The following is a 13,272-nucleotide window of genomic DNA, read 5'->3' on the forward strand; positions in this document are numbered from 1 at the left end:
AGGTTATTGCATTAATAGTATCGCATATAGGTTATGTCATTCATCGCGTACCGTCACGTCTTGGTTATGGTGTCAGGGTGTACCCTTATGCGATAACTCTCTTTGTTAAAAATACCGCATGGAATAATTTACGAGGAAAACTATATGGCAAGGAGGCAGATTCTTTCTCTGTCGGAAAGAGAATCATTACTGGCATTACCGAACGATGAGTTAACGCTGACACGGATGGCGTATTTCAGTGAGCAGGATCTGGCATTTATTAATGCTCACCGTAAACCCGCCAGCCGGTTTGGTTTTGCCGTTCTTCTCTGTTATCTGAAAAATATCGGGTTTGCTCCGGATAAAAAATCGCCCCCATCGGCAGAATTAGTCAGAGTCATCGGTACCCGCCTTAAACTTTCAGCAGAACTTTGGCAGGAATATATTTCCGGCCGAGATACAACCCGGCGTGAGCACCTGGGAGAACTTTATCGTTATCTGGAACTGAAGGCCTTTAATGGGGAGCTTCAGAAAGAATGTGTCCAGTATCTGCTCCCTAAGGCCACCAGGACAGATCGGGGCATGCTTATCGCAGAGGAATTACTGAAGTACCTGCATCAGCGGCGAATTATTGTTCCTGGTATTGATGTTGTGGAACGCACCTGTGCTGAAGCGATGACTCTGGGTGATAAAGTGGTTTATATCACGCTGAATGAGCACCTTAACGCCACGCATAAATCAGCCCTTGATGCGCTACTAGTAACAGCCGAAAAACAAATTTCTCGTTTGACGTGGTTGCTTCAGCCTCCGGGGAAGATCAATGGAAAGAATGTCCTGCAACATATAGACCGCCTTAACGCCATTGAAGCATTGGCGCTACCGGAAGGCGTGGAGAGAACCGTTCACCAGAATCGACTGCTGAAACTGGCGCGGGAAGGCCGCAAAATGAGCAGCCGGGATTTAGCTGATTTTTCCCCTGTTCGTCGATATTCAACGATGGTCTGTGTACTGACTGAGGCCAGAGCCACAATCATTGATGAAATTATAGAACTGCATGAACGTATACTGCGCAGTATGTTCAGCCGGGCAAAACGTCAGCAAGCCGAACGCCTCCAGAAAACAGGTAAGCTGATACAGCAGAAATTACGCCAGTATGTTTCCGTCGGACAGTCGATCCTTGATGCACGCAACGCAGGCGAAGATCCTCTGTATGCTGTTGAACAGATATTATCGTGGGAAGATTTTGCCGCCAGCCTGGAGGAAACCCGGCTCCTTGCACGTAAGGATAATTTCGAACCGCTTCATCTTATTACCGAAAAATTCAGCACGCTGCGTAAATATTCGTCCCGATTATTATCGGCACTGCAACTGAGGGCCACTCCGGCCGCCTTATCTCTTAATGATGCCCTCGATACTATCCGTGAAATGTATCGTAAGCAGCTAAGAAAGATTCCCTCATCAGCGTCACTGGATTTCATTCCTGAGAGCTGGAAAAAGATGGTGATCACCCCTCAGGTATTGACCGGCAATACTATGAAATTTGCGCAATGAACGAGCTGAAGGGAGCGCTACGGGCCGGTGATATCTGGGTCCGGGGTTCCCGGCGCTACAAAAACTTCGATGACTATCTTATGCCAGGATTCGATTTCGAAAAGTTATTAAATAATAATCAGTTAAATATATCTGTCGAAACCGATTGCGAAGCTTACCTTAAGGCAAGGCTGACGCTGCTGGCCTCCCGCCTGGAGGAAGTTAACGCAATGGCCGTTACCGGGGATCTTCCCGATGTGGGTATTTCAGATAAAGGTCTGAAGATCACCCCGCTGGATAACAGCGTTCCTTCCACAATATCACCACTGGCCGACCTGATTTACAACATGTTGCCACACCCAAAAATTACAGAAATACTGGATGAAGTTGAGCAATGGACAACCTTTACGCGACATTTTACCCATCTAAAGAACCCGCTTACCCGCCCGCAGGATAACCGTTTGCTACTTACCACCATCCTGGCCGACGGCATCAATCTGGGGCTGACCAAAATGGCAGAGTCCTGTCCGGGAACCACGCGAGCTTCGCTGGAAAACATGCAGGCATGGTATATCCGCGATGAAACGTACTCTGCTGCACTGGCTGAACTGGTTAATGCCCAGAAGTCACGCCCGCTGGCGGCATTATGGGGAGACGGTTCAACTTCATCTTCTGACGGCCAGAATTTTCGGGTTGGCAGCCATGGTCGCTATGCCGGTCAGGTCAATCTGAAGTACGGTCAGGAGCCGGGAGTACAGTTTTATACGCACATTTCTGACCAGTACAGTCCGTTTTACACCAAAGTCATCAGCCGTGTTCGTGACTCCACCCACGTACTTGATGGCCTGCTATATCACGAAAGTGATCTTGAAATCACGGAGCATTACACCGATACGGCAGGTTTCACGGAACATGTTTTTGCGCTGATGCATCTGCTGGGATTCGCTTTTGCACCAAGGATCCGGGATCTTCATGACAAGCGGTTGTTTATTCAGGGGAAGGCTGATAAATATCCTGCTCTTCAGTCAATTATTTCCACAACTCCGCTGAATATCAGAGAGATAGAAACCCATTGGAATGAAATTCTGAGGCTGGCGACCTCAATAAAGCAGGGAACGGTGACCGCTTCTCTGATGCTGAAAAAGCTGGCCAGCTATCCTAAGCAGAATGGGCTTGCTAAAGCGCTGAGGGAAGTCGGCCGCATTGAGCGAACACTGTTTATGCTGGACTGGTTCCGTGATCCTGCATTGCGACGCCGGGTTCAGGCCGGTCTGAACAAAGGAGAAGCCCGCAATGCCCTTGCCAGAGCCATCTTCATGCATCGTCTGGGTGAAATAAGGGATCGTGGTCTGGAAAACCAGAGTTACCGCGCCAGTGGCCTTACGCTGATCACCGCCGCGATCACATTGTGGAATACCGTATATATGGAAAACGCCATTAACCAGCTGAAAAAGAAGGGGCTACAACTCAATGGCCAATTGCTGTCACACTTGTCTCCGCTGGGCTGGGAGCACATTAATCTGACGGGAGATTACATCTGGCGAAACAATAAAAAACTGGCTGAAGGGAAGTATCGTCCTTTGCGACCAGTTGATGTCAGTCAGTACAAAAAACAACCTTAACGTACAATATTTTCCGTTTCCCAAACGGAGCCCGTGAAGAATGTGCAGCAGAAAGCCTGCCGGATCGGTGAGCGTGGAGTTTTAATGGGATTGGAATAAAAGATTGGGTAGAAAATTCACTGCCCGACGAAAGCCGGGCCAGTGGTACACGCCGTCTCAGGGAGAAGAGAAAGCGGAGAGGAAACTCAGTGCAGACATCCCTGACATTCTGTTGCCAGACTCAGGCCCCGGCGCCAGTCGCCCGGTGTTTGTCCAAACTGGCGCTTGAAACTGCGCGTAAACGACTGTTGCGAATCAAAGCCCAGCGAAATCGCCACGCTGACAATAGGTTCGCCACTGCTTGCCAGCATATCGGCGGACTTCTTCAGTTTTTTCTCACGAATATATTCACCCATCGGCAAACCGGTGTGTTCTTTGAACATCCGTTGCAGATACCAGCGTGAATACCCTGCCCGCTTGGCGACGGTTTTAATATCCAGACGCTCTTCCAGGTTGTGATCGATCCAGTCGATCAGGTCGTGAATGAAATCCTCGGTTCTCATGGACTTTCTCTCCGGCTTTTTTATTGTTCGGCGCCCCCCGGGGCAGCTCGTCTTTTTATAAAGTGACGCAGTTTTGACTTAAATGCAAGTTTTACTATTGCATTTAATTCCTCGTTACGGGATAGTCCACTTCCCCGAAGTAAACGTTCTGTAAAATAGCACAGAAAGTGTAACAGTATTTCTTGCACTTTAGTAGCGGCATCCCTACAATCCCCTCGAACTAACTGTATCTGACATTGATACATAATTGTGCTGATGAACGGCATAAGCCCCAAAAAAGTCAGATCAGGCAAAGGACGTTACCCGGAGGACAGGCCGGTGTATTGCCTGGCAGCACTTACTTCACTGGAAATAAAAATAATGATGAACCTGCAAAAATCACAGGTTAATGCACGCGGCCGCTCCGGCGGCATGCCTTTGACGTTGCGTCTTTCCGGGATTGCGCTGGTTGTTGCCCTGCTTGCCGGGTGCGATAACAGTGTGGCGCAAAATGCCGCTCCGCCTGCCCCGCAGGTCAGCGCGGCAGATGTTTTAATCAGGCAAATCAGCGAATGGGATGCCTTTAATGGCCGCGTCGAAGCCGTTCAGAGCGTTCAGCTGCGTCCGCGCGTGTCGGGTTACATCGACAAAGTGAATTATCAGGAAGGACAGGAAGTCAAAAAAGGTCAGGTGTTATTCACCATCGATGACCGGACTTATCGCGCTGCACAGGAACAGGCTCAGGCCGAACTCGTACGCGCCCGCAATCAGGCCGGTCTGGCCCGAAGCGAGTCCGCGCGCACCGAAGCGCTGATCGGCACGCAGGCAGTTTCTAAAGAAATCGCTGAGCAGCGCCGTTCAGCCGCGTCGCAGGCGCAGTCAGATGTTCTGGCCGCGCAGGCGCAGCTTGATATGGCGCAGCTCAATCTTGATTTCACCCGCGTAACCTCGCCGATTGACGGGCGCGCCAGCCGCGCCATGATCACTACCGGTAATCTGGTGACAGCCGGTGATACCGCGAGCGTACTGACGACGCTGGTTTCCCTCGATACCGTGTATGTCTATTTTGACGTTGATGAAGGCACGTTCCTGCGTTATCAGGCGATGGCGCGAGACGGCCAGCGCAGCAATAACCCGCAAAACCGCCTGCCGGTTCACGTTGGTCTGGTTGGCGAAAATGGCTATCCCCATCAGGGCGTGGTCGATTTCACCGATAACCAGCTTAATTCCGGAACCGGCACTATCCGTATGCGCGCCCTGCTTGATAACCGCGACCGCACGTTTACGCCGGGCCTGTTTGCCCGCGTACAACTGCCGGGCAGCGCGCAGTTCAACGCCATGCTGGTGGACGATAAAGCCGTGCTGACCGATCAGGATCGCAAGTTTGTTTACGTGGTGGATAAAGACGGCAAGGCGCAGCGTCGTGATGTGGAACCCGGGCGGATGTCCGGCGGACTTCGCATCATTCAGAAAGGCCTTGAAGCCGGTGATCGCGTGATTATCGACGGCGTGCAAAAAGTCTTTATGCCGGGAATGCCGGTAAACGCGAAAACCGTCGCTATGGCGGCCAACAGCGTGACGCCTACTCCCGCTGCAGTTCAATAAAAGAGAATCCTGACTCATGGACTTTTCCCGCTTTTTCATCGACCGGCCAATATTTGCGGCTGTTTTGTCGATTTTAATTCTGGTCACCGGGGCGATTGCCATTCCCCTGCTGCCGGTCAGCGAATACCCGAATGTGGTGCCGCCGAGTGTGCAGGTTCGCGCTGAATATCCGGGCGCCAACCCGAAAGTGATTGCTGAAACCGTGGCGACGCCATTGGAAGAAGCTATCAACGGCGTTGAAAACATGGTGTACATGAAATCTGTCGCCGGTTCAGACGGCGTGCTGGTGACGACTGTGACCTTCCGTCCGGGCACTGATCCGGATCAGGCCCAGGTTCAGGTGCAGAACCGCGTGGCGCAGGCCGAAGCGCGTCTGCCGGAGGATGTGCGCCGTCAGGGCGTGACCACGCAGAAGCAGTCGCCGACGTTAACGCTGGTGGTGCATCTGGTGTCGCCGAACGGTAAATACGACTCGTTGTATCTGAGCAACTACGCCACGCTGAAAGTGAAAGATGAGCTTGCACGCCTGCCGGGTGTCGGTCAGATTCAGATTTTCGGTGCGGGTGAATACGCGATGCGCGTGTGGCTCGATCCGAACAAAGTCGCGGCGCGTGGTCTGACGGCATCTGACGTCGTGAAAGCGATGCAGGAGCAAAACGTGCAGGTTTCTGCTGGCCAGTTGGGCGCAGAACCTATGCCGAAAGATAGCGATTATTTGCTGTCTATCAATGCGCAGGGCCGTCTGAAAGATGAAGACGAATTCGGCAAAATCATCCTGAAAAGTGGTGACAATGGCGAAATCGTCCGTCTTCGTGACGTCGCACGTATCGAAATGGGTTCCGGCAGTTACGCCCTGCGCTCGCAGCTCAATAATAAGGATGCGGTCGGGATTGGTATCTTCCAGTCGCCGGGCGCGAATGCGATTGATTTGTCCGACGCCGTGCGTGCAAAAATGGCCGAGCTGTCGACGCGTTTCCCGGAAGGTATGACATGGCGCGCGCCGTATGACCCGACCGTGTTTGTCCGGGATTCCATCAGTGCCGTGGTTCATACGCTGCTGGAAGCCGTGGTGCTGGTCGTGCTGGTGGTGATTCTGTTCCTGCAAACCTGGCGTGCGTCGATCATTCCGTTGCTGGCCGTACCGATTTCGGTGATCGGGACATTCAGCATTTTGTATCTGCTCGGCTTCTCGCTTAACACGCTCAGTTTGTTCGGGCTGGTTCTGGCGATAGGGATAGTGGTCGACGATGCCATCGTGGTGGTGGAAAACGTCGAACGTAATATTGAGGAAGGTTTAGCGCCACGCGAGGCCGCGCATCAGGCCATGCGGGAAGTTTCCGGGCCAATTGTGGCGATTGCGCTGGTGCTGTGCGCGGTGTTCGTACCGATGGCATTCCTTTCCGGCGTGACCGGTCAGTTCTATAAACAGTTTGCGGTGACGATTGCAATTTCTACCGTGATTTCAGCCATCAACTCACTGACGCTTTCCCCTGCTCTGGCGGCGTTATTGCTGAAAGCGCACGGTGCGCCGAAGGATATGCCCTCGCGTCTGATTGACCGGTTATTTGGGTGGATCTTCCGGCCGTTCAACCGCTTCTTTAATGCCAGTTCGCATAAGTATCAGAATGCGGTATCGAAAACGTTGGGTCGCCGCGGCGCGGTATTTGGTGTTTACGTTCTGCTGCTTTGCGCCGCGGCATTTATGTTTAAAGCGGTGCCCGGCGGGTTTATTCCGACGCAGGACAAACTGTATCTGATTGCCGGTGTGAAAATGCCGGAAGGGTCTTCCTTGTCGCGCACTGATGCGGTGATCCGCAAAATCAGCGCTATGGGGTTAAGTACGGACGGCGTAATTGACGCGGTGGCCTTCCCCGGCCTGAATGCGCTGCAGTTTACCAATACGCCAAATACCGGGACGGTATTCTTCGCCCTGAAACCGCTGAGCGAACGTACCCGTACGGCGGCGCAGATTAACGCGGAAATCAATGCCAAAATCTCGCAGATTCAGGAAGGGTTTGCCTTCTCGATTATGCCACCGCCGATCCTCGGATTAGGCCAGGGGTCGGGTTATTCGCTCTACGTGCAGGATCGCGCGGGGCTGGGTTACGGTGCGTTGCAAACGGCGATCAATACGATGTCCGGTGCCATCATGCAAACGCCGGGAATGGGCTACCCGATTTCCTCTTATCAGGCCAACGTGCCGCAGCTTGATGCACATATCGACCGTGATAAAGCCAAGGCTCAGGGCGTTTCACTGGATGAGTTATTCAGTACGTTGCAGGTTTATCTCGGTTCGTCGTACATCAATGACTTCAACCGTTTTGGCCGTACCTGGAAAGTGATGGCACAGGCCGATGGCCAGTTCCGTGACAGCGTGGAAGATATCGGCAATCTGCGTACACGTAATGATAAAGGTGAAATGGTGCCAATTGGCAGCATGCTCAACATCACTACCACCTACGGACCTGACCCGGTAATCCGTTATAACGGTTATCCGGCGGCAGATCTGATTGGCGATGCTGACCCGCGCATTCTCTCTTCGGCGCAGGCAATGACCGAGCTGACCGCGATGTCGAAAAATCTGCTGCCAAACGGGATGAATATCGAATGGACGGATCTGAGTTACCAGCAATCTACTCAGGGCAATGCGGCGCTGATCGTCTTCCCGATGTCTGTTCTGCTGGCGTTCCTGGTGCTCGCTGCGTTGTACGAAAGCTGGACGCTGCCACTGGCGGTGATCCTGATTGTGCCAATGACGATGCTTTCCGCGCTGTTTGGCGTCTGGCTGACCGGCGGCGATAATAACGTCTTCGTGCAGGTCGGGCTGGTGGTTCTGATGGGACTGGCCTGTAAGAACGCTATCCTGATTGTCGAGTTCGCCCGCGAACTGGAAATGCAGGGCAAAGGGATTATCGAGTCCGCCCTCGAAGCGTGCCGCCTGCGTCTGCGCCCTATCGTCATGACGTCGATTGCGTTCATCGCGGGGACCATTCCGCTGATTCTCGGCCACGGTGCCGGTGCGGAAGTGCGTGGCGTGACCGGGATTACCGTGTTCTCCGGTATGTTAGGTGTGACTCTATTCGGGCTGTTTCTGACGCCGGTGTTTTATGTCGCACTGCGCAAGCTGGTGACGCGTAAGAAAGTGGTGCTGGAAACGCAGACGGTCTGATAACACTGGACTAAATCCAGACAGCAAAAAGCCGGGAAATCTCCCGGCTTTTTTATATTTGAAATTCACGCTACGAGTAAAAATGCTTTCTGCGGTTTACTTGGAGCAGGAAACATTCTCTGCGTGTTCTGCGACCAGATCTTTGGTGCATCTGTACTTGCCGCCGCGTTCGAACTCCGCCAGCGCATCCGCCACGGTATGGTGGGCTAAAACCTGAAGCGAGGCTTCTTCGGCTTCGTTGACGATATTTTTGAAATATGTACAGGCATTGGCGCTGACCACGCAGCGGGCCGGAACATCAGGCCGCGCAGCCCAGAGGCGCTTATCTTCAATGACCGCGCAGTAAATATCGCGCAGGGAGATTTCTTCCGCCGGACGTCCGAGATTAATAGAGCCGGTACGACCAAGAGTGGAAACAATAATGCCGTGCTGAGTCAGCGGCACCATCAGTTTGCGGATAAAACTGGAGTTGGCTTCCAGACCCGTTGCTAAAATCGCACTGGTGCAGCGCTGTCCAGCCTTTTGGGACTGAGCGATACAAAACACCATCTGCATAGCTGTCGGAAAGCGATAATCTAACATGTCATTGTCCTGAGAAACCAAGTCTTAGGTAAAACACCGTATCACAGAGAAATAGCCCTGTACGTGATCTGGTCAATAATATACCAAATACTCCATCGGTTGTACATGCGATTTATCAATAGATTTCAATCATGTAGAGCACAAATCGCTTAATAATCAACCCTGGTTATTTATGGTTTTCACCTCTTAAAATTCAAGCGCTTGAGAGATTTTTCAGTAGGATCAGGCAAGGATTTGTCGTCTTTTTATACGAATCTTAACCAAAATTTTACGCGGGCAGGAAAATGGTTAAAGCACCTCATTTACACACGTCATTAATGGTTAAATATCAGGATTGCATCGCTGTAAACGGAGAGTACGCTTTGCGCACACTTTCTTATCACCGGATGATAACAACATCATGCGATTATTCGCTTGTTTAATAATCACTGGCATTCTGCTTTTTCAGCCCGCACTGGCAAAACAAACTAATTCACAGGATAGCGAACTTATAGAACAAGGAGATTATATTAATTCTGACGGGCAAAGCGTCCATAAACCGGCACACAGTAAATCTGGGAATGTCCCAGAAGGCGCGTCTGCGCAATGTCGTGACGGAACTTATAGTTTCAGTACACATCATCGCGGAACCTGTTCGCGCCATGGCGGTGTTGCGCAGTGGTTAGAATAATAAATATTCCTATGGATTTAAATGTAAAAAAACCCATCCGGAGATGGGTTTTTATTGCTCCTAATATTCAGGTTAACGCTGAATAATTAGAACTGGTAGACCATGCCTACACCAACAACGTCATCGGTAGAGATGCCCTGGTTTGTATAGAAGTCATCATCGTTGTCCAGCAGGTTGATTTTATAATCAACATACGCAGACATATTTTTGTTGAAGTAGTAGTAAGAACCGACAGAAACGTATTTAACTAGATCTTTATCGTTGTCTTTACCGCCGTTGCCGTTTTTAAGATCTTTACCTTTAGATTGCAGGTAGGAAACTTCCGGGCGCAGACCGAAGTCAAACTGATATTGTGCGGTTACTTCAAAGTTCTGAGTTTTATTTGCAATATCGCTGTCACCATATGGCGTCATATTCCGTGTTTCGGAATACATGGTGGCCAGATAAACGCTGTTAGCATCGTATTTCGCGCCAATCGTCCAGACGTCAGCTTTATCCCCACGGTTGTCAGCAGACTGATCATTGGTACGGTCAGAAGAGGCATACGCTGCACCAACGCTGATGCCCATACCGAAATCATAAGTCGTGGATAACCCGTAACCGTCACCATTTTGATGTTGTACATCGCGATGGTTGTTTGTACCTTCTGAATCATTGGTGCCGTCGTTTGCGCCCTGATATTGCACTGCGAAATTCAGGCCATTCACTGCGCCAAAGAAGTTAGAGTTACGGTAAGTTGCAACGCCATTAGCACGGCCGACCATGAAGTTGTCGGTGTTGGTGTAAGAGTCACCGCCGAACACTGGCAGCATATCGGTCCAGGCTTCAACGTCGTATACTACGCCGTAATTGCGGCCGTAATCGAATGAACCGTAGTCACCGAATTTCAGACCCGCAAAACCCAGACGGGTTGCGTTACCTGAAGTGCCGTTATTTTCAGTGTTGTTCGCCTGAACGTTATATTCCCACTGGCCGTAACCTGTCAGTTGGTCAGAAATCTGAGTTTCACCTTTAAAGCCTACGCGGACGTAAGTTTCGTCACCGTCGTCGCCAACGTTGTCGGAGAATTGATGACGCGCATCGACTTTACCGTACAGGTCAAGTTTATTGCCGTCTTTGTTATAAATCTCAGCTGAATGCGCTGCGCCTGCCACCAGTAATGCTGGAATAATAAGAGCCAGTGCTTTTAATTTCATGACGTCATTCCTTTATCATTTAATTGAATACTTAAATTTATTATATGTACTTTATTAATGAGTTGGTGCTCGCACTAATACTACCTATATAGTTCCCTTGTTTTGTAGGAGAATTATTGTTTTTGGCTTTATTATTTATTGCTAAATATTTCAAAGACATTTAATTATATGTTCTGTGAATATTAAAAACCAAACCATATAAATAATATATTTAAAATAAATAATAACTTCGTGGTAAATTAATTCCCGAGTTGCAGAATCATCACTGCAATTCAATTTCCCCTTCCTTGGTTTTAATTATTCGCATTAACTTGCCGTGATCCCTGTCAACGGCCTTATTATTGCCCCGCCTGACTGCGGGGCTTTTTTTTTGCATAAAAAAACCCATAACCGGCGAAAGTTATGGGCTCAACAAATGAGAGAGAACTAAAATTTCTACGACGAGGTCAGAGAGACTTTCCACAACAACCTTCATACCTGATGCTACAGCTACGCTGTCCACACAACGCAACGGCAACACCAACTATTCAGGGTACAGCTTTGCACTATCAGGAGAAGATTCGCCCGTTGCACAGTTCATTCCAATAACTGAAGCGCAATAAGCGAATATAACGGTCACGAGCGGCGAAACCACGCCGGGTCTGTGTTCCCCACATCAATGCCGTAAAGGCAGCCTGTAGCCAGAAAACTCTCCAGCAGACGCGATGTGTCCTGCGTCTTTTCTTCAGTCTGATCCTTCACCTTGCGATGAGTGATGCGCTGCCATAACGAGCGTTGCTCAGTAGTTTGTGCAGTCGTTGACATACAGGCCTCCGGTTGAACATTACGTCTGTTTAAAAAATCAGACAGACATTGTCTGCCGCTGGAATGACTTCAGTTAACCGTTTCTGCAGTGCGATTTGAACCAACGATTTATGCTTTGCTTTCTCATTAATAGAATAAAGCAGAATCCCTTCCCTATTCCCTCAGCCAGACACCTTCACAGAACAGTTTTGCACAAGCGAGGCTGTTTTGGTGGCGCTGCGCCGGGCTGGCCGCCTGATGTGCGAGCTGTACCAGCATGCCGGTGAAACACTGTGCCAGAAGTTCAGCCGGAATATCGTTACGAAAGAGTTTGTCCTGCTGGCTGAACGCCAGATTTTTTGAAATGACAGCGGTGAGCATCGCCTGAGTTTCCGGCCCTTCCGGGGGTAACAAAAAAACGCTCTGTGTCAGATTGTTATCTTCAGCCAGAAAGTTCAGCAATTTGCGAAAACTCAGCGCCATGCGATCCAAAACCTGATTCTCAGCTACCTGGGGTGCTAACTGTAGCGATTGCGCCAATACGGTCAGGCGTTCCCGGAAAGTTGCACTGTTTGACTCTGTCATTCCAACATCCTTTATTGCGTTCGGTTCATGCATTCTACCCGACTCCGTTCGAAATTCTGACGCTCACTGACTATTAGTGTGAGTACAGTTAATTACGGTGGCTAACATTTGCACATGCAGACTCAGAGGCGTAAACCAGTACGGAGCTCACGCAAAGGTACCGGGCTGGTCTGGCCGTGCCTTGCGCGCAGCACCTGAAAAGAAACCGAATACATAGAGGATAGTGGTATGTCTAAAAATGGAAAAGTGGCTTTAGTAACAGGTGGCGGTCAGGGGATTGGCCGTGCAATTGCGCTTCGTCTGGCGAAAGATGGATTTGCTGTTGCGGTTGTGGATTACAACGGGGAAACAGCGAAGAAAGTTGCCGAAGAAATTAATCATGCCGGCGGTAAAGCAATTGCTCAGCTGGCAGATGTTTCAAACCGCGAACAGGTTTTTGCCGCCGTTGAGGCTGCAACAAAACAGCTCGGCGGTTTTGACGTCATCGTGAATAATGCCGGGATCGCGCCGACAACGTTGATCGAAGACATCACGCCGGAAATTGTCGATAAAGTCTATAACATCAATGTGAAAGGCGTTATCTGGGGGATCCAGGCGGCGGTGAAAGCGTTCAAATCCCTGGGGCATGGCGGCAAAATCATTAATGCTTCTTCTCAGGCGGGCCATGTCGGTAACCCAGAACTGGCTATCTACAGTTCCAGCAAATTTGCCGTGCGCGGGTTGACACAAACCGCAGCGCGCGATCTGGCTTCTCTGGGAATTACCGTAAACGCCTATTGCCCGGGCATCGTGAAAACGCCGATGTGGGAAGAAATTGACCGCCAGGTTTCTGCGGCCGCAGGTCAGCCTGTTGGCTACGGTACGAAGGAGTTTGCGAAAAACATCACCCTGAAACGTCTTTCAGAGCCAGAAGATGTCGCCGCCTGCGTCTCCTACCTTGCAGGCCCGGACTCCGATTATATGACCGGTCAGGCGTTACTGATTGACGGTGGTATGGTCTTTAATTAACGGGATGTATTTTCCTTGCAAG

At 50.5% G+C, this 13,272-nt stretch carries 9 protein-coding genes and 1 pseudogene; 5 read left to right on the forward strand and 5 right to left on the reverse strand.

The features are described 5' to 3' along the window. Nucleotides 1-144 precede the first annotated feature (144 nt). Nucleotides 145-3,131 (forward strand): annotated as a pseudogene (locus tag GW579_RS17145) (Tn3 family transposase). Nucleotides 3,132-3,316: 185 nt separating this feature from the next. On the opposite strand, the gene GW579_RS17150 reads toward GW579_RS17145, so the two are convergent. After that, nucleotides 3,317-3,673: a helix-turn-helix domain-containing protein gene (locus GW579_RS17150; RefSeq protein WP_095925761.1), complete on the reverse strand. Its 357-nt coding sequence runs from the start codon at nucleotides 3,671-3,673 to the stop codon at nucleotides 3,317-3,319. Nucleotides 3,674-4,084: 411 nt separating this feature from the next. On the opposite strand from GW579_RS17150, the gene GW579_RS17155 reads away from it, so the two are divergent. Further along, entirely contained in the window at nucleotides 4,085-5,257 is a 1,173-nt protein-coding gene (locus tag GW579_RS17155) for an efflux RND transporter periplasmic adaptor subunit (protein WP_165060596.1), read from the forward strand. A 16-nt stretch (nucleotides 5,258-5,273) separates the two neighbouring features. Next, nucleotides 5,274-8,426 (forward strand): efflux RND transporter permease subunit, encoded by a 3,153-nt coding sequence (locus GW579_RS17160; RefSeq protein ID WP_152328056.1) that lies wholly within the window; start codon nucleotides 5,274-5,276, stop codon nucleotides 8,424-8,426. Between the two features lie 96 nt (nucleotides 8,427-8,522). Here the strand turns inward: GW579_RS17160 and GW579_RS17165 are convergent, their stop codons facing one another. Further along, nucleotides 8,523-9,008: an RrF2 family transcriptional regulator gene (locus tag GW579_RS17165; protein ID WP_165060477.1), complete on the reverse strand. Its 486-nt coding sequence runs from the start codon at nucleotides 9,006-9,008 to the stop codon at nucleotides 8,523-8,525. 400 nt (nucleotides 9,009-9,408) lie between these two features. Here GW579_RS17165 and GW579_RS17170 point away from each other — a divergent pair, with 400 nt between their 5' ends. After that, nucleotides 9,409-9,678 (forward strand): DUF3761 domain-containing protein, encoded by a 270-nt coding sequence (locus GW579_RS17170; RefSeq protein WP_165060480.1) that lies wholly within the window; start codon nucleotides 9,409-9,411, stop codon nucleotides 9,676-9,678. Between the two features lie 86 nt (nucleotides 9,679-9,764). On the opposite strand, the gene ompC is transcribed toward GW579_RS17170, so the two are convergent. The 3 genes from ompC to GW579_RS17185 all read right to left on the reverse strand — a co-directional run bounded on the left by ompC (nucleotide 9,765) and on the right by GW579_RS17185 (nucleotide 12,242). Continuing rightward, entirely contained in the window at nucleotides 9,765-10,874 is a 1,110-nt protein-coding gene (gene ompC / locus GW579_RS17175; RefSeq protein WP_165060483.1) for a porin OmpC, read from the reverse strand. 615 nt (nucleotides 10,875-11,489) lie between these two features. Then, a complete protein-coding gene (locus GW579_RS17180; RefSeq protein ID WP_152328052.1) occupies nucleotides 11,490-11,678 on the reverse strand; it encodes a hypothetical protein in 189 nt (62 codons plus the stop codon). 153 nt (nucleotides 11,679-11,831) lie between these two features. Further along, nucleotides 11,832-12,242, reverse strand: a complete 411-nt coding sequence (locus tag GW579_RS17185) for a hypothetical protein (RefSeq protein WP_165060486.1) — start codon at nucleotides 12,240-12,242, stop codon at nucleotides 11,832-11,834. A gap of 228 nt (nucleotides 12,243-12,470) precedes the next feature. Between GW579_RS17185 and GW579_RS17190 the strand changes: the two genes are divergently transcribed. Further along, a complete protein-coding gene (locus GW579_RS17190) occupies nucleotides 12,471-13,250 on the forward strand; it encodes a (S)-acetoin forming diacetyl reductase (protein ID WP_152328050.1) in 780 nt (259 codons plus the stop codon). The last annotated feature ends 22 nt before the right edge of the window (nucleotides 13,251-13,272 follow it).

It is taken from the genome of Rahnella contaminans (genome assembly GCF_011065485.1).
Classification (GTDB): Bacteria; Pseudomonadota; Gammaproteobacteria; order Enterobacterales; family Enterobacteriaceae; genus Rahnella; species Rahnella contaminans.